The following is an 18788-nucleotide window of genomic DNA, read 5'->3' on the forward strand; positions in this document are numbered from 1 at the left end:
TCATTCAGGATTTTGAGCGTTTGTGATGATACATGCGCGCATCCACATTGGGCAGGTGGCGCTCCAGGCTCTGCTCCTGACCGCTGTCGATTTTAAGAATTCCTACCGAGTATTCGATACAGGGCAAATTCTTGGCGTCTTTCAGGGCGGTATCGAGGCGCAGCAACAGTTAGTCTTCCAGCTGATCGGTTTCCGAATGGGCCAGTACCAGAAACTCATCGCCGCCCCAGCGAGCCACCAGATCGCAGCTGCGACAGCTGTGTTTCAAGCTCTGGGCGAAATATTGCAATACCTTGTCGCCGGTGTCGTGACCCAGGCTGTCGTTAATGGGCTTGAACTTATCCAAATCGAAACTTAGGAGCACCATCTGTCGCCCCAGCCGTTTGGCCAGTTGCTGATTTTGGGTGAACATTTCTTCAAAACCACGGCGATTGTAAATGCGGGTGAGGGGGTCGACGTAGGTTTCGGTCAGCAGCTGGCTCTCGCGGTAAATATGGGCCAGATCGGCATTGATAACGTCGCGGATCACTTCCAGCACCTTAAGATAGGTTCCCGGATAATCGGTGGTGATGTCCGACAGTACGCACAGGGTGCCGAAGGTGTTGCCATCGGGCCAGTTTATAGGCATGCCAAGGTAGGAAATATAGTTGTCCTCGAGGTACTCGGGGTTATCCAGCCAGCGCGGGTCCCGGCTGGCGTCGGGTACATACAGGTGCTCGTTGTGCTGCACCACATAATGACAGTAGACGTTGGAGTTGATAGGCGAAGCTTCACCCGGCGCGTACAGGGTGGTGGGTAGCTCAGAGGCTATCAATACCTCAATGCCCTTGGTGTTGGCTTGATTGATAAAGGCGGCAGGTGCCTTAAACATATCTGCCACAGTGTTGACCAGCCGCTGCCAACGTTGCCAGTCGATTTCATCCACTTCGATTTCGCGAAATGAATGGTAGCCGTAGGACTGCATCGCAACCCTCCGATGTAAATCTCCCCGAACTTTCAGTGTAGACGACTCAGCGCTGCAACTCAGCCCAGTATTGCGCTGATGCGCTGTTTAAGCACCGGCAACTGTGTGGTCTCAAAGTGCGGATTCTTCTTAAGCCACAAGGCATTACGGGGGCTTGGATGGGGCAATACCATCAGCTCGGGCCAGTGACGTTGCCACAGGGCCACTTCTTCGGTCAGCCCCTGATGTTCGGGCAGGTGCCAATCCAGCGCATAACGGCCAAGAACCAGCGTCAGTTCGATATTGGGTAGGGCTGCCAGCAGTTTGTCCCGCCAGGCGGGCGCGCATTCAGCGCGCGGTGGCAAATCGCCCTGACGGCGCCCCTGTTTTATGACTGTGCCCGGGAAGCAAAATCCCATGGGGACAATGGCAAACTGATTGGCATCGTAAAAGCGCGCTTTATCGACGCCGAGCCACTGACGAAGCCTATCACCACTTACATCATCGAAGGGGCGGCCTTTTTCGTGGGTTTTGGCGCCGGGCGCTTGTCCGGCAATCAGGATCCTGGCCTTGCTGCCGGCCTGCAAAATGGGCTTGGGCCCCAGGGGTAAACCACTGCACAGGGTGCAGCGGCGGATGTCTTCAAGCAGCGGCGTAAGCTCGCTCACGCCAGTTTGCCCAGCAGCTGATACAGATAATAACCAAGCAGCGGATAGCCCAGGCACAGAACCAGCACGCACAGATACTTGCCGAGGGTTTCCTGTTTAAACCAGGCCACATGGGCAACCAGGATTGCAAAGGCGGTAACCGGGCCGATAAAGCAGCCCAGGGCCAAAAACAGCAGCGCTGTGACGGCACTTATCCAGGGGCGGCTGGTCACCGCTTTTTCGGCAAAGAGGTGAGGCAGCAGGGCAAAGGCCATGGCAACCAGTAACAGGCCTACATTCATCAGCACATCGGCGGCGCCTTTGTGGTCCATTACCACTACCAGGGCGCCGAGCAACACGGGCAACAACGACAGCAGCACGTGATGGCGGGCAAAGCGGGCGGAGCGGTAAAAACCCGAGGCAAAGAAACTCAGTTGGCTGATGAGGTTCAGCACAGTAAAGCCGCCAAGTCCAAGCAGCAATGCCAGGGTGGCAATGGAGCCGGAGGGGTCAAAGGCCAGTGCAGGCAGGGGAGTCAGCAGCAGGAGAAAACCGGGTAACAGCTTGGAGTTCATAAGCTTGGACGTCATCAGAGAATACGCAGAAGAGGGTTTGGATTACCTTCTCCTAAAGTGATAGCCGTTGCAATGGGAAAAGTCGGATTTATAACAGCTTTTCGGCGCTTCTCACGCTTTGGCGCCAAAAGGGCAAAAAAAGGGGCAGATCCTCTGCCCAAAATTCACAAGGTAAGTGTGAAACCAGATGAAAGGACGCCGGCTCAGGGCCGGCGTTCGGGTTAGTTCTGGAAAGGCGTGTTCTCCGCAAAGTATTCGTGGCTGTCAGCGTTCTGAATCGCCTGGTCCGGATTGGTCTGAGCCAGGTTCTTGGCGCCGCTCTGGCCGTACACCACGTCATCGGTACCGGCCACCACATCGAAGTGGCTCATCTCGTGAACGATAGTGCCACCCTTGGAATCGGTACCTGAAACAGGGGCGCTCCAGAAGGCGCTGCACAGGTAAATCTTGTATGGCTGGTTTGGATACACGTAGGCGTAGTAACTCTTCTTACAGGAGCAATCGAAGGTCAGTGGCTGAGTATTCAGCGCTGAGTCGATGGCATTGAAGTGGTTGCTTACCGTGTTCCAGCGGCTGCTGCTGTAGGCGCCAAACCAGGTGTTGTAACGGACTGAGCTGGCAGGATTTGAAGCTGAGTTCATATAGCCTTTGGCATCGCCCGCCATCGACTTGGCTGCGGCCAAACCTGCCAGGGTGTCGCTCATCTGGCTGTTGGAGCAGCGACCGGAGAAGCTGACGCCATCGACAGAGCCGCCGCCATCACCGCCGCCTGGCTTGCCTTTGTTGGCGCCGCCCTTGGCTTCGATACCTTCGTGGAAGAAGCTCACTGCATCGGAATGGATACCGTCGATACCAAGACGGGCGAGCTTGTTCTGCTGCCCTGGGTTGGGCGCAAACAGTTGCTGTGAGCTGACGTCATAGGCGATTTCATAGTTGCCCTGTTCGGTCAGATCGTACAGTGAAGACAACTCAACTTCGTAGCTGACGCTTTCACCTGACTTAAGCTTGATGTAGTCCTTACTCTGCGGTGCCGGGCGCTTGTAGTGGGCGCCAAGGTATTGTTTGGCTTCGCCATTTACCGATACCTTGAACAGGGCTTCTTCCACGCCGTCGGCAGCGGTGTACCACTTGAGGATTTTGACCGGTACTTTTTCATCGTTGGTCAGAGTAACGCGAACGGTCACATCTTCGTTGGCGTTGTAATTTTGCTTGCTCATTTCCAGGCTGGCGCGAATGCCATCGGCCAGTGCTGAGGTTGAGAACAGCACACTGCCCAGCAGGGCAGAAGTCAGCAGTGTTGAGTGTTTCATGCTTGCTTGTCCTTAATGTGGTTGTTATCAGGTGTTGTTGTTTTATTTGTTGTAGTTGTTATAAAAATGTAACGATTGGCAGTGTAAGTCTTTTGTCTGTCTGCTGGCAATAGCTATTTTGGTGTTTTTGCCAATCACGGGATAAATCGACTTTGGAGGGGCTGTTTTTATAGGCCTTCATGCTGTAAAGCTGCGGCTTGCCGGGGGTGTAAATACCGTAATTCAGGCCATAAAAAAGCCCGCACAAGGCGGGCTTTTGGCAAGGCAAAGGACTAGAGACGATAGCTCATGCTGAGCATGATCAGGTGGGCGTTATAGTCATGGTTCATGGGGCCGAAGCTGACCAGGTTCCAAATGCCGTCCACCGCGATGTCGTTGGCAACATCGTTGTCTTTGTAGTTCTCCATCCGATAATCGAGGCGTACTGCCATGCGCTCGGTGGCCTGATACTGCGCATACAGATTCAGGTTATGTACCTTGGCATAGTAGTCGCCATAGTCGCCGGTGATGCCCTGACGCACCTGGGTGCTGCTGGAGGAGTCTGAGTAGCTGTAGTCCAGGCCCAGTTTCAGGCGGCTGTCCATCAGTTCATTCCAGGCAAGCCCAATGCCATAAACATCCACCTTGTCTTCGATATCGGAGAACCAGTTGGCATTGCCAAAGTTGCTGCTGCCAGCCTGGGCCGAATCTATGGTCTGGTGGTTGTAGAAGCTGCTCAGCAGCAGCTTGTCAGTCAGCTGCCAGCTGAGGCTTGCATCGTACCCCAGATCTTTAGACTCGGTCAGACCCACTTCGGTGGCATCGTAATCGTCCAGTGCGTAGCGCACGCCAAAGTCGAGGCTCAGGCTATCGAGCGGCATGTGGGTGACACGCATTTCAGCCTGGGTGCGGTTACGGTCGGCCAGATAGTACTTGCGCAGCAAGGGGTTATTCTCAGAAGAGGTCCACTCGCTGGCCTGATACTCGCTGCCGCCACGTTTGCCGTAGCTGCCTTTCACGGCGATATCCCAGTGCTCGAAGCTATTGAGGCGCAGACGGGCCCAACCTGTGGTCTCATCGGTGGACTCGCGGTCCTGATAGCTGCGCTCATCGACACGGTAGTCCAGACCACCATCGAGCTTGATGCCGCGGCTGATGCGGTAATCGGCACCGGCCTTGAATCTGTGGCTGGTGTGGTCATACGGTGTGTTGTAGGCCACTTTGCCGGACACATTGCTGATGCTGATTTGAGTCCATTCTTCGACCTGGGTCTTGTTGTCGCGATCGTTATAGTCATAGCTGCCGGACAGACGCAGATCTTTGCTGACGCGGCTGGATGCCTTCAGGCTCATGCCGATGATGTCCACCTTGGCGTCCACCGCTTCCACCGGCAGGGCATAGCCATAACCTGTGGTAACCAGTGGCTCATCCTGGCTCATCTGGCCTGCCATCAGGCGTCCGGTCAGCTGGCTGGTGCCGTCATTGAACAGCCCCTGCAGTGAGACCGTGTGAGCCTGGTTGTCGGGATCCAGCGCCATAGCTCCGCTTCTTGCCGCCCCAAAGGTGGGGTGGAAGGGGTTATCAAAGCTCAGTTCGCTGTAACCATTTGAGAAACGGCTGCCGTTGTACACCAGCGCCAGGAAACCATGGTCGCCCTTTACCTTCACGCCGGCTTCCAGGGTGTCTGTGGTGTAATCCACAGGCTCTGGCAACATGATGGACTGATTGAAGAAGCTGCCGGAGGCGGTTTTGATGCCGGTTTTTTCTTCGCGCTGATAGTTCACATAGGTGGCAAAGGCCGATTCGCTTTGATATTCAAATCCCAGACCGGCACGCTCGCGCTTGAGTGACAGCTCGAACGGACTGGCGCCGCTAAGGCCGCTCATGCCATCGCTGGAGCCGGAATACACCCAATCACCAGGTAGTGTGAGATTGCCTGAGCCTATGCCCTGGAAGGGGCTGACTACGGTATCTGAGTCATAGGTCTTGATGCTGCGATAGTCCAGGCTGATGTTGTAGCTGCCTGGGCGACCGGTTTTCAGGCTGGCGCGGCCATTGTCCATGCCGAGGTTTTCGGCGCTGAACTCGGTGCGATAGCCAGACTCGGTGACGTTGCGTACATCGGCATCGAGCTTGTAAGGCACTTCTTCATCGCTGCCAAAGCTGTTGGCCGAGCGGATATCGTCACTGTCCTGATAGCCAACGCCTACACCAGCTGTGCCATTGGTGCCGGTTTCCAGGGCGCAGCCCTTACACACCCAGGCGTCGTATTTCACCTTGTCGGTATTGGCGTTTTGCAGGCTGTAGCCGCCCGCCAGTGCGGGGGCTGAGGCTGCCAGCAGCGCCAGGGTGATCATATTGAGTTGAAATCTCATGATGGCGCCTCCTTAACGTTGCAGCAACTTGCCGGATGGATGGTTGGAGCCATGCACCTGACTGTGACAGTTCAGACAGCTTCTGCCGCCGGTGAAGGCGTTATCGCCCATTTCGCTGCCCATGCCGGTATTGCCCAGATAGGCGCGGCTGGCATGGCCGTCGGCGGCGTGACATTGCTGACACAGCGCCGGTGCGCGGGTCTTCAACATAGCGTCGTTAGCTGAGCCGTGAGGATTGTGGCAAGAGGCACAATTCTCAGTGACGGGCGCATGCTCCCACAGTTTTGGGCCGCGTTTCTCCGAGTGGCAGGCGTAACAGGTTTCGTTGACACTGGGTTTTACCAGCCCGGCATCACCCATGCTGCCATGGGGATTGTGGCAGTCGCTGCACACCATCTGGGCCCACTTCAGCGGATGGCTTGAGCGTTTGTTCAGCTCAGTCTTCTGCTTGGTGTGACAACTGGTGCACACTTCCATTTCGGTGTTTTTCGACAGCACTGGATCCTTGGCGGTGTGCACGCTGTGGCAGCTGGCGCAGGACACATCGGCGTTGTCGTGGTGACCACCATTCCAGGCCATGCGCTTGTCGTCCTGGTGGCACGACAGACACACGCTGTTTTGCTTCTCAGCGCTCAGGGTAGAGTCCTTGCCGAAGGTGATCATCGGCTCGTTACCGCCCTTGTTGTGGCTGCCCATGGGGCCGTGGCAGGATTCGCACTGCAGCCCAGCCATGGGGCTCTTGCTGGAGTCGATGGCGCCGTGGACACCCTTGAAGAGGTCCATGACTTTTTCTGACTTCTTGTGACACATCAAGCAGGAATCGGCACCTTTGGGCGAGTAGTTGCCTTCGGCAAACTTCTTGTCCAGGGTGGCCTCAACCTCCTCGGGCGTCATCTTGGCGTCCCATTTCGATGCGTGTGCCGGGGCGTGCATGCCAAGGGCAAGCAGACCGCCGATAAGCAGCGAGCCGAGGACGACTGACAGGGGTCTTGTTTTCATTATCTGGCTTCCTTATTTGTCCTTTCCGAAAGAAGGGGAGAGCGGGCTCTCCCCGGGACAAGGCAAATTACATCTTCACCACAGTGTGGTCGGCAACGGTAGGCTGGTGGCAGAAGAAACAGGTTTCCTGCTGCGCCGCCTGGTTGGCTTCCACATAGTCGCCATCAACAATGGCACCCATGTTGGTCAGACCGTGGCCTATGCTCTCTGGCGCGTGGCAAGAGGTACAGGTGGCCGTGATAGGCGTGGTGTACTTGCTGGCGGAAGTGGCCAGTGCACCTTTGGCTTTGAAGGCATTGAGATTGAAGTCGTTGTGGCACTGAGAGCAGTTGTTGAACACTGACTCTTTACCGTGTACCACGTGCAGCTTCATCTCGAAGGCACCTTTGTTGGCGCCACCGGCATAGGTGCCATCAGGGGTGTGACAGGCCACACAGGCATCCACACCCACAGTCAGCTTGCCGTTCACATCGCGGCCCAGTTGCTCGCTCATGATAAAGCCGGCGTGGTAACCCTTGTGGATATCGAAGGTTTCACCGTGACAGCCCTGACAGGTGGCAAAGTTCACTGAGTCAATGTGGCGGAAGTTGGCGGTTTCGCCCGCTTTGGTGCCATGGGCCAGCTGCGCTTTCATCGACTGAGTGGCAACGCCGTCGCCGCAATCGACAAAGTCAGTGCCGCTGACACACATGTCCAGACCGATAAAGCTGAAGGCGGTGTTGGTATCACCCGCGCCGAAAGGCAGCGCTGGGGTGGTGTATACCAGTTTGCCGTCAACTACTGTCACATCGGCTTGCAGGGCACCGGCTTTCACCAGATCCTTGGTTACTTTCTTCTCACCACTGCCTGGGCTTGGGTTGTAGCCCATGATGGGGAAGTTGGGACCCACGTTGGTGATGGTTTCGATACGCTGGATTTTGGCTATCAGGCTGCTCGCATCCACCGCGTTGCCGGCGGCATCTGTGATGGTCAGCGTCAGGGTGGCGGTGTTGTCGTCATTGCCCTGCAGCATGGCATCCATACCCAGCTTGGCTACCACTTCTTTGGCAACCTGGCCCTGGGCTGAGTGCAGCTCGGCTGTCCAGTCACTGTTGTGGCAGGCAACGCAGTTGCTGTTATCCACCTGCTGAGAGTGACCCTTACCGGCTGCAAAGTCGATATTGGTGTGGCAGCTGCCACAGCTTTGCGCTGTAGGGATACGGCTCCAGTTGGCCCAGTCAGGCGCCACTTCTTTTTCAACGTGACAGCTTTGGCAGTTTTCCAGAGCGGCTACGCCGAAGGCAGGTTTGATCTTGTTGTCGGCTTCATCCAGGTTGAAGTGGATGTCGTGGATAAAGACGTTGAACTCTTTACCATCGCTGACGCGGCCAGGGGTGTGACAGCTGGCGCAGAAGTTGACATCGCCGGTCATGTGACCCGCTTCCTGAACGTCGCCGTGACAGGCGTTACAGCTTTCGGTGGCAACAATTTTGCGGCTGTAGAAGGCATCAGCACCTGAGTCGCCCATGAAGTCGGTCAGGGCGGTGGTGCCGGGCACTGTGGTGCCATCTGGCAGGGGCACGTTGTAGTTGCGGATCACCAGACGCTGAGCCAGCTGAGCCTTGTATTCAGAGCGGGTTGAATCAGCCAGGTTAGCGGCGAAGGTGTAGCTGTAGCGGCCGTTTTTGTGGTCAACGAAGGTTCCTGGACACTTGCCGGCTGGCAGGTCGCAGGTTTCGTCCAGCAGGTATTCCCACTGGGAGCTGTTACCGGCGCCAGTGGCACCTTCAGGCAGCAGCTGCTCGGCGTAGAAGCGCATTTTCTGCAGACCGATTACGGGTTTGTCTTCTTCGTTGGTAACGGTGAATTCAACGTTGGTGATGCCGTCGTTGATACGGGTATCGTCGAAGGTGAAGTGGAGTTCGCTAATGGCACCGGCGGGTTCGCCACCGGGGTTACCGGGGTTGCCGTCGCTGCCATCGCTGCCACCACAGGCGGTTAAGCCAATGGCACTGGCTGCCAGGAGCAGTGCTAACTTTGAGTTATGTGCGTTCATCATGGTGTTCCCTGCATAGGTTGTCATCGCTTGTGGCCGGGCGGCTTGCCATCTGGGGTGCCGTCTAGTGGCTTGGCCATCTAAGTCAATGTTGGAAATAGAATTCCCCAAGGAAAAGTTACCTCATAGGGGGTAGAAAATCTGTTCTCTTGTATCCAATGTGTGAACTGGATCCGGCTATTTAAAAAGGGGTAGAGACCCCGGGCGGGGAAAGCTGTTTCAGATCAAAAAAACCGGGCTTTTTCAGCAGCATTTTGCAACAAAAAACGGGGAGCAAATGCTCCCCGTTTTGATGTTGGTAACTTATCCGTTACTTGCTGTGCAGGCCACGGATCTGCTCTGGGCTGTGACAGGTAGAGCAGCTTTCTTTGGCGCGGGTGCGTACGTCGTCGGCACTGGTTCCATCGACGATACCGCCGTTGGTTTCAATGTGAGACTTGGCCGCTTCACCCATGTACTTCTGGTGACAGCTCAGGCAGGCACCGGCATCGGAAGATACCCAGATATCTGCGCCGCCGTTGTCCTTGTCGCCATAGCGCCATACGCGGTCAGGCGCGCGGCCCAGGGTGATACCCTTGTCGGTGTGACAGGTGCTGCAATCGGTCTTCAGCACTGTGCCTGTCTGGGCACCGGCGTACTTGAGGTAGTGACCTGAAGCGCCGTGGGCTTTGTAGGCGAAGCTGGTAGGCTTCTTGCCGCCTGGGTAGGTGTCGTCCGTCTTGGTGGTCTTGTCAGAGGTGTGGCAGGTCTGACAGTTCACGCCATTGTCGTAGTGATACACCTGCTGATTGTGACAACCCTGACAGGTAGTGGCATCAATGATTTCGCGGCGCATGGCAGGCTTGGCAGCATCGTCCACGCCACCGTCTTTCCAAACGAAGTGCAGCGCATCATCTTTGACTTCAAGCTTGCGTACACCTTCGGTGGCGCAGTCGGTCATCACCACTTCCGGACGGCCGTAACCACCGTTGTTGAAGCACACCTTGAGTGCTGACCACAGCTCGAAGGTCTTGCCGTTGGCATCGGCTGGCAGATCAATCTTGCTGGCGGTCAGGGTGTAGCTCTTATCGGTAGCGTCATAAGTGCCTTCTTTGAGCGCAATACGACGGTTGCTGTAAGAGCCATCATAGTAACCGGGGAAGTCTTTATCGCTGTCCCAGGCCATGACCACGCGGCTGCCGGTGTCGAGGAACTCGGTGCCAACGGCGTTGCCGTCTTTATCCAGTACCTGCACCTTGAAGGTGAACTTGCCGTTGGCATCAACGCCAATGTTGCTGAACTTCACTGACATTTCTTTCGTCATGTCAAAGGCTTTCAGTACATCGCCATGGGCCTCTGCGGCGCTGCGGGCATAACCGCCATCAGCGTGACAGCTCATGCAGTTGGTGCCTGAGTTGTACTTGTAGTGGGTGTCAGATGGCAGCTCGGTGTGACAGGCGATACAGGCATTGTTCGACAGGTCGGCCTTGAACAGGTCGGCATTGGCCGGTGCCTTGGCGCCTTCGGTGTGACAGGCCGCACAGTCGGCCGCTGGGCCTTGTGGGTACATCACCTTGCTGTAGTCGTGTACGCCACCGCCATAACCAATCACCTTATAAGGCGCCTGCACCATTTTCTCCTCGGTGGGAGAGTAGGTCATGCGCTCTTCGCCTTTGTGAATGGCGTGGATCATGTAAGTGAAATCAACGCTGTTGCCGGACTCAGGATCGCCCGAGGTATTGGTGTGGCAAGAGGCGCAGTTTTCAATGTCGATACGACGACCGCCGTGCAGCTTCAGGCTTTCTGGCTGGTGGCAGGTGTAACAGGTCTCGATACTGACCACATCACGGGTTTGAATGCCATCGGTTTTGCCGGAAGAAGGCTGCCAGTCATAGTGGGCGTTGGCGGTCACCTGGGGCAATTCAAGCTCGAGGGTGGCTCTGTGGGTGTTGTCCGCATCGAACGTCACAGGTACAGGCTCGGTTACCCCGGCAATGTTGGTCTGGAAGGTATAGGTGTAGGTACCGTCACCGTGGTCAACCAGGCAGGCATCACACTTGCTGGCGGCTTCTACGTTGGCCTGGAACTGGGCAGAAGGATTGATGTCGGTATCGCCTTCAGGTACCCAACTTGGGTTGGGGTCTTTCTTGGCGTTGATATAGGCTTGCCACTGGAAACCGCGATCGGCTTCAACAGCTTCTTCCCCTTCACCAATGGTCTCGGTGACGTGGGCCAGCTGGGCAATGCCAAAACGCAGGTCGTGATCCTTGGTCAGACCCAGCACGGCAACGCCATTGGCGTTTTCCAGTGAGAAGTCGACACTGAGCTTTCCTGCATCAATGGTGGCGTTGGTAAAGGTGGCTTTCAGGGTGGAAGTGGTGTCGATACTGACGCCGATGACACCATCTTTGCCGTCTTCACCGTCTTTGCCGTCGCTGCCGCATCCGACGAGCGTTAAAGACAGTAGTCCGGCACCCAATATCGCTTTTGTCGCGGCATTGAAGTTGAACCCTTTCATCATGGTATTCCCTGCAATAGTTTTAGTTATCACCGAACTTGTTGGCAAATAAGAATAATTCCTATTAACCTCATGCGGTGTGTGGAATTAAGCTTCCACCCCCAAGGCTATCCAAGGTGTGACCATTTCGCAGTCAATTTAGGTCGGATCTGTGACTGAGTTCTGACTATTTCTTTAGAGGTATTCGATTGGCTAACTCATTCCTCTTCAAATGCTTGTGACTTTTGATTCTGGTCAAAAAAGAGGTACCGGCCCGAGCCGATACCTCATCATGGTTTAGAAATGCACCGGGTGAACCTTATCGATGCCGAAGCTCTTGCCTTCGCTGTGACAGGCGGCGCAGGACTCGCCGCCGCTGTAGCTGCCCTGGGTGCCCTGGTACACACCACCGTTTTGCAGGAAGTGGTTCACAGCGGCCTCATTACCGGCCAGGGTTGGCGCGTGACAGGAGGCACAGGCGGCAACCGTTGGCGAATATTCACCGTCGGCGGCGAGGAACGCCTGCTTGATAGCCAGACTGTCGAGCTTGATTTGCCCCTTGTCGTGACAAACAGCGCAGTCGGCCACATTGCCCGGGAAGCTTATCTCTGTGGTGTAGTTACCGTAGCGTCCGTCGCGGGTGTTGGCGTGGATTTGATGCGCCATCACTTTGAAGTCAAAGCCGCGATTAAAGGCCTTGGCATTGTGCGCCTGGGTTGGGGCGCCGTTGTGGCAGCTGGCGCAGCTGCCATCTTCCAGATGTACAGCCGTGTTGGGCTCTGATGTGTGGCAGCTTGAGCAGCCGGTGTCAGGGCTACCGGTGGCTCGGGTGCGGGAGTGGGCCTTGGAGAAATCGGCCTGCGCATCATGGCAGTCGGCGCATTTGCCCGCAGACACCACAGGCTCGGGACCCTCGATGGCATCGCCGCTTTGGGAGAAGCTGGCGCGTTTGGGGGCAACCACAACTTCGGTGATATTGGCCTGCTCATCATCACAGGCAACGGCAGCGCCGCTGGCCTTGTCGGCACACACATACAACTTGGCAGACAGGGTGCCTTGCTGGATGGCGTTGATATCGGCATGGGTCAGGCCGTCAATCTGATACTCAATTTGAGCGCCGTTTTCGTGTTTCTCAATGGTGCCATTGCTGTACTTGCTGTAATCGGCCAAATCCACGCTGAAGCGCCCGGCATGCTGGCCAAAGTTGGCTGACAGTCGGCGGATGCTGTAGTCGCCGTCAAAAGCTGCGGCAACCAGCCAGAGACTTTTTACCGCAGGGTCCAGATCCGGTGCCTGCGCCGCTGGCCAGTTCAGGGTGACAGTCAGGCTGCCCTTGCCTTCATTCAGGACAAAGCGGCCGGTCTCCAGGCTGAATGCATAGGTTTCGCGCACCGAGGCTTTGGCGTTGTCCACCGCAGTGTGGAAGATGGCGGAGCCCAAGGGATTGGAGTCGTCGGCATGACAACCGGCGCAGTTGCCAGCCTCAAATACTGCGCGCACATCGGCGCCCTTGATGCCATCTATGTCCGGGCTGGCGTAGTAGTGGAAGTAGTTACCGACAAAGCCACGGTCTTTCTGGCCGTCGGGTGGGGTGAGCCAGGCGGCCTGGTCGACTACATTAAATTCACCCATATGGCAGGAGGCACAGGCTTCCTGACGATGGAAACCAAAGTATTCAGCCTGCGCCGGGGCATCTTCACCCTGAATATGACAGGTTTGGCAACTCTCACCTCCGGGGAAGGTGACCTTGCTGTAGTCATGGATGCTGCCGCCATGGCCCACCATGGTGTAGCGGCCCTGGTGAATGCGGTGCAGCATGGCGCCAAAGTCGAGGGTGGCGAAGGTTTCCGGATCGCCTGCGTAGCTGGTATGACAGACCACACAGTTTTCGATATCGGTGCGTTTGCCGCCATGCATCAGCAGCTTGGGCGCAGCGGCGTTTTGGTAATCATCGTTGTGACAGCGGATACAGGACTGTTGCAGCGCCACCAGTTCGCGGCTTTCATCCGCCTTGGCTGCCATGCCGGTGGCGGGAACAAAGTCGTAATGGCTGTTAATCAAAGTGGCATTGCTGACAGTGGCGGTGGGTTTCAGCTCCAGGGTGACTCTGTGGGTCAGTTCGGGGTTGAACTCGGTATTCAGGCCATCAATTTGAGGATACTCGGCAAGGCTTTTGGGAAAGGTAAAGCGGTACACCCCTGAGTCCAGCACGTCAATACAGTCGGTTTTACAGCTGCTTTCGATGCCGGGTTGGATCTGCGTCCGTGCCAGAGCCGCAAACGCTGGAGGTACATGGGCATCGTTTGGCTGCTTGAGGCTGTTGATATAGCTGGTCCACTGGCTGGGTTTGCTTCCCTTGCGGCTCGATTTGCCCGGCGCTTCATCAAGCTGGCGCTTTTGTAATACATCCAGCTTGGCGATGCCGACGCCGAGGGTATTGATTTCTTTGAAGGACTCAAGCCCATACACGGGCACGCCGTTGGCATTTTCCAGGCTGAAATCCAGACTCACCCTGCCGTTATCAATCCGGGCATCAAGAATAGTTGCTGTTAAGCTGCTGGCAGATTGGATGGGCACGCCGGTGACGCCGTCGTTGCCGTCGCTGCCATCCTTGCCATCACTGCCGCAGCCGCCGACCATGGCTGCCAGCAATGCCGTGCCAAAGGCAGCACGGAGCCGATTGCTTTTATTATGGTTTTTCATCATTTTCCCCTGCAAAGGTCACCGGGTTCCCGGTAGGTTTGGTGTTCGGCGTGATTTACCCATAAAGGCGTAGTGCCAGCCACGGCCGATAAAAGGGGATGTGAACTGCTTCAAACTGGCGGTTGATGAATTGTTAACTTTGTAATTTGCTTTTCAATACAAGCAGATAGTTAGAGGTTTTTGGTGCCGGGAGCAAGGCGTGCCGATTTAGGCTGGCCATTCTGAATCCGGGCTGACTGGATGGCGAAATTCTGTGCCGATTTATTGCGCTAAATCATGCCGCTATGCGTTGCTGGTGAGGTACGAGCAAGGGCAACTCAGTGAATCGTTACTGAACTGAAAACGCCAAAGCCTGGTCGATAACAGTTGCTGCAAAAGGTATCGGCACCGCATTTGTTCCAGGGCAAGCCAGAGCACATAACTCATAACGCAGAGCATATAAAGCTATGCCAGCTGTAAGGCTGGCGGGGCGTTTGGCCTGTCATTTGGTTACGGCAATTCAAGTGCCACTGAGAAAGCGATACTTCAGCGCCGATTGCGATGGGCAACTGAGCCAAAAACAAAAGGCAGCCTGAGCTGCCTTTTCGGTTAAAGCGGATGATTTATTTATAACGTACCGGATGCACGCTATCGACACCGGCGGCCTTGCCTTCACCGTGGCAGACGGCGCAGGTTTCGCTGCCAGGGGTGAAGCTGCCGCGAGGGTCAGAGGCTACGCCACCATTGGCACGTACGTGGGCCAGCAGCGAGTCTTTTGGACCGTGGCAGCTGATGCAGGCTGCGGCAATCGGCGAGAACTCCACTTCATTGCCATTGGCATCGGTTGCCGGGGTGGCGGGAACCTTGGCCAGGCCGGTCAGACTAAGGCTGCCCTTGTCATGGCAACTGGCGCAGTTGCCATAGTGCTCGGGGAAGGTTATCGGATCTTCACCTGTGCGTTTACCGGCATGGTGGGCGTGGATGCGCACCTTGAAGTCGATGTGGTTTTGGATTTCCTTGGTGCCCGCATTGTTATAGGACGGGTTGTGGCAGGTCTGGCACTCGCCTTCGAAGTTGCTGCGACGGCCGCTGTGGGTCATCTTGCTTTCGAACTTGGCCAGATACTTATTGTCGTGACAGTTATCGCAGGTGCTGTTTTTCACCAGACTGCGACGCGCTGCCAAACCGGTATCGCCCTGAAGATTAAACACTACCGCAGGCCCCGGGATCACCGACGGGTTAAGCGCTTCATCGCTGCCGCTGCCACAAGCCACGCCAGCCAGGGTGTCGCGGTCGACACACATTTGCGAGGTGATGAAGGCCGACGAAGGCAGCGCCGGGTCGACCGTCAGACTGAAGGCATTTTCGTACTGGTAAATGCCATCGGCACCGGAAACCGGAGCCAGGTTCAGCAGGTTCACGTTGGTGTGGCCGGCGGTAAAGTCTTCTTCATTACCAAAGCCTAAATACAGGGTGCTGTATTTGATCCTGGGATCGGCATTCGGGCTTGGCTGCGCTGCGCCCTTGCTGTCTTTCACGCTGACGGCAAACTTCAGCATACCAGCTTCGAGACGCACTGAATCAGCAACCAGAGTCGCCTGATAATCCAGGCGCACATTGTCTTTGGCGATAGCGTCGGTGAAATGATGCCCTGCGCCTTCTGTATCTTTGTCTGCATGGCATGCGGCGCAGGCATGGTCAGGTTGATACTTGGCGTGCATCTCAGCCTTGATGGTGGCCGGGTCTGTGCTGTCTACGTGGCACGAGCCGCAGGCGAGCGCTCGGTGATGGCGGAAGTTAGCGGCATCCGCTGGGCGGTTTTCACCTTCCTGGTGACAGACGCGGCAATCATAGGCATCGGCAGGGAAGGTGACTTCCGAGAAGTCATGCACGCTGCCGCCATAGCCCACCATCAGATACTTGCCGCGGTGGATTTGGTGCAGCATATAGCCAAAGTCCAGTGGCGAGCCGGTTTCAGGATCGGCGGCGTAACTGGTGTGGCATACCTGGCAGTTGGGGGTATCGAAGCGGCGGCTGCCGTGGAAAATTAGCTTGGGCGCCCAGGCGTGGCCGTAATCACTGCTGTGGCAGCGCAGGCAGGAGTCCTGCAAATTCTCCACCAAGCGGGTTTCTTCCGGGCTCGCGGCCTGGCCTGTGACCGGGATAAAGTCGTAGTGGCTGTTGACCAGTTTGTCGGTACTGCCATCGACCCTGAGCTCAAAGCTCACCCTGTGGGTCAGGTTGGCGTCATAGGTTAAATCCAGGCCCTCGATGGGTTCCACTGAGGCAATATTTTGCTTGAAGGTGTAGCTGTAACTGCCGTTGCCGGTTTTTTCGATACATTCCTGACGGCAGCTGCTTTCGATGTTGGCCTGGATTTGGGTGCCGGCTTTGTCTTCGTAGCCTGCGGGGATTTGCGCCGCTACCGGCTCGACCACCCGGTTGATGTAACTGACCCACTGGGGCGTTTTGTAGCCTTTGCCGCTTTGGGGCACCAGCTTGGCAATGCCCACCCCCAGGGTATCGACCCCGGCGTAGGTGTCCAGGTCGGTAATGGCGACGCCATTTTTATTGGTCAGACTGAAATTCACCACCACTGTGCCCGCATCAATGCTGACATCGTCAATTTGCACTGCGATATCCCTGGCACTGGCCAGGGTCAGTCCCACTTCGCCGGGCGTGCCATCTTCACCGTCTTTACCGTCACTTCCACAGCCAACAAGCAGCAAGGCTCCAAGAAGCGGTGTCATCCATAAACTGTGATTGTATTGCTTCATCGTCGTATCCCGAACCTGTAAAAGTCAGGGGCCGCCAAGTGGGTGGCCCCGCGCGGATTATTGAATGGGGTGCACTTTCAGCACATCGACTATGCCGCCCTGGCCGTGACAGGTGGCGCAGCTTTCGGTGCCTGCTGTGGCATCGGCCTGGGTGCCGCCAAACACGGCACCTTGCTGCCTCATGTGGTTTTTGGCGCTGTCTGACTCGTGGCAGTTGCTGCACACGGCGGCGGTGGCACTGGTAAAGCTGCCATCATTCAATGCCATGGGCTGCACCGCGGTGGACAGTGGCAGGGCGATACTCAGCACGCCGCTGGCATTATTTGCGTGACACTGGGCGCAGTTGCCAATCTTGCCCGGATAGTTGAGGGTCTCGAAACCTTCAAACTTACCCTGGTGCAGGGCGTGGATAAGCTGCTTGAAATCCGCCGTGGTATGGGCTGGATTGGCGGCAGTGGCATCGGCCTGCATATTGTGGTTGTGGCAAAGTTGACACTGAGCCTCAAGGTCGTTGCGGGCGCCGTGGAAGTTAAGCTGCTGATCGCCGTGGCAATTACCACAGGTTTCATTGCTGACCACGCTGCGACGGCCGCTGGCGCTGAGTGCCGAGGCGCTGAAGAAAGCGTGGCTCGATTTGGTCACGATAACCTCAATGCCATCAGCGCACTCGGCCAGCGCACCATTGGCGCCGCATACCCGGCCCTGCATCGCCAGCGTGCCGGTATCGGTTTCGGTGCCGGCAGGCACAGTAAGGCCGGCAATGGCATAGTAGTTCACGCCATCGGCTGAGGAGACTGGCGCTGTGCTTTGCAGCCGCACTGAGCGGGCGCTGCGGGTCGCATAATCCATGCTGCCGCCCCAGTTGGCGTAGACGCGAAGGTCAGAGACAAAGGGCAGGCTGTCGGCAGCGCCGTACACTTCACCGGTTTGCGGATTGGACAGCTTCACCCCTACGGTGACTGTGTCGCCACTGAGGCTTGCAGAGACGATTTCAGCGTGGAAGGCTGCCAGAGTGGTGTCCTTGTCGCCGTCGCTGTGGACTTCAGCGGTCCAGTCGGCATTGTGGCATGCGACACAATTGGCATTGGTGGGCTGCGCCGGGTGGCCTTCACCGGCGGGGAAGTTAATGTTGGTGTGGCAGCTGCCGCAGGCTTCCATGGTGGGCACTGTGTGCCAGTTCTGGTTATCGGCGAGCTGCTCATCGGCCTTGTGACAGGTTTGGCAGTCTGCCAGCGGTTTGGGGAAACCCGCCAAGTGCTTGCCATGCACCATGGGAGCGAACACATTGGCCGGATTGGAGACCTTGGTGGCGTTGTGGCAGGTGACGCAGGTTTCGACCTGATTGTATTTGCTGCCGTGGAAGGCAAGATTACTGTGGCAGCTGTTACAGGTTTCAATGCTGACAATATTGCGGGTGTAGGCAGGCTCGCCCCCGGTTTGCCAGTCTTTGTGGACGTTGGTGACTGGCAGCTTGGTGCCGTCAGGCAGCGCATCGCCGCCAAGTTTTATCACCAGCCTCTGGGTGGCGCCTTCCTGCAAAGTCTGGCCATTCATGCCATCAAAAGGCGCGCTGAAACTGTAGGTGTAGATGCCGGTTTTAAGGTCGGTATAGCTGCCCGGACAGGCCGAGGCGGAGCAGTTCTCGGCGCCGAAGTGCTGCCAGGTGCTGGCATTGCCGGCACCGGTAAAGCCTTCAGGTACCAATTGGGCGGCAATAAAGGTGGCGGAGGGAATACCTATAACCACTTCATCGGCCTGATTGGTAACCCGGTATTTGACCTCGGCGATACCGTCTTTAAGACCGACCTCCATAAACTCGACATTCAGGCTTTGAATATCCATGGCGGGTTCGCCGCCCGGATCGCCGGGATTGCCCGGCTCACCATCGCTGCCGCCACAGGCCGCCAGAGCCAACAGACCTGCGGCTACCAGCGGCATGCGATACATCTGAATCATTCTGTTTTTATTGATTATTGTGTTCATTGTGCGT

12 protein-coding genes are annotated in these 18788 nt (G+C 56.6%); all 12 read right to left on the reverse strand.

Annotated elements, in window-relative coordinates; translation table 11 throughout:
• Nucleotides 1–4: 4 nt before the first annotated feature.
• A complete protein-coding gene (locus tag STH12_RS21410; RefSeq protein WP_164551138.1) occupies nt 5–166 on the reverse strand; it encodes a hypothetical protein in 162 nt (53 codons plus the stop codon).
• Nucleotides 167–169: 3 nt separating this feature from the next.
• On the reverse strand, nt 170–964 hold the full coding sequence (locus STH12_RS03795) for a GGDEF domain-containing protein (RefSeq protein WP_126166326.1): 795 nt from the start codon (nt 962–964) through the stop codon (nt 170–172).
• Between the two features lie 59 nt (nt 965–1023).
• Nucleotides 1024–1611 carry a uracil-DNA glycosylase family protein gene (locus STH12_RS03800; protein ID WP_126166327.1) on the reverse strand — a complete coding sequence of 196 codons (588 nt, stop codon included), beginning with the start codon at nt 1609–1611 and terminating at the stop codon, nt 1024–1026.
• Nucleotides 1608–2180 (reverse strand): hypothetical protein, encoded by a 573-nt coding sequence (locus STH12_RS03805; protein ID WP_126166328.1) that lies wholly within the window; start codon nt 2178–2180, stop codon nt 1608–1610. The genes STH12_RS03800 and STH12_RS03805 overlap by 4 nt, the downstream gene beginning before the upstream one ends.
• Before the next feature lie 206 nt (nt 2181–2386).
• The gene (locus tag STH12_RS03810) at nt 2387–3475 is read right to left on the reverse strand and encodes a M35 family metalloendopeptidase (RefSeq protein ID WP_126166329.1); all 1089 of its coding nucleotides are present in this window, start codon (nt 3473–3475) and stop codon (nt 2387–2389) included.
• Nucleotides 3476–3747: 272 nt separating this feature from the next.
• The gene (locus tag STH12_RS03815) at nt 3748–5829 is read right to left on the reverse strand and encodes an MtrB/PioB family decaheme-associated outer membrane protein (protein WP_126166330.1); all 2082 of its coding nucleotides are present in this window, start codon (nt 5827–5829) and stop codon (nt 3748–3750) included.
• 12 nt (nt 5830–5841) lie between these two features.
• Nucleotides 5842–6762: a DmsE family decaheme c-type cytochrome gene (locus STH12_RS03820; RefSeq protein WP_418856602.1), complete on the reverse strand. Its 921-nt coding sequence runs from the start codon at nt 6760–6762 to the stop codon at nt 5842–5844.
• Nucleotides 6763–6895: 133 nt separating this feature from the next.
• On the reverse strand, nt 6896–8866 hold the full coding sequence (locus STH12_RS03825) for an OmcA/MtrC family decaheme c-type cytochrome (protein ID WP_126166332.1): 1971 nt from the start codon (nt 8864–8866) through the stop codon (nt 6896–6898).
• Between the two features lie 307 nt (nt 8867–9173).
• Nucleotides 9174–11363 (reverse strand): OmcA/MtrC family decaheme c-type cytochrome, encoded by a 2190-nt coding sequence (locus tag STH12_RS03830; protein WP_126166333.1) that lies wholly within the window; start codon nt 11361–11363, stop codon nt 9174–9176.
• A 273-nt stretch (nt 11364–11636) separates the two neighbouring features.
• On the reverse strand, nt 11637–14042 hold the full coding sequence (locus tag STH12_RS03835) for an OmcA/MtrC family decaheme c-type cytochrome (protein WP_237158740.1): 2406 nt from the start codon (nt 14040–14042) through the stop codon (nt 11637–11639).
• A 602-nt stretch (nt 14043–14644) separates the two neighbouring features.
• Nucleotides 14645–16798 (reverse strand): OmcA/MtrC family decaheme c-type cytochrome, encoded by a 2154-nt coding sequence (locus tag STH12_RS03840; RefSeq protein ID WP_126166335.1) that lies wholly within the window; start codon nt 16796–16798, stop codon nt 14645–14647.
• 57 nt (nt 16799–16855) lie between these two features.
• Nucleotides 16856–18781 (reverse strand): OmcA/MtrC family decaheme c-type cytochrome, encoded by a 1926-nt coding sequence (locus STH12_RS03845; protein WP_418856596.1) that lies wholly within the window; start codon nt 18779–18781, stop codon nt 16856–16858.
• Nucleotides 18782–18788: the final 7 nt, after the last annotated feature.

The organism is Shewanella khirikhana, from assembly GCF_003957745.1.
GTDB lineage: Bacteria > Pseudomonadota > Gammaproteobacteria > Enterobacterales > Shewanellaceae > Shewanella > Shewanella khirikhana.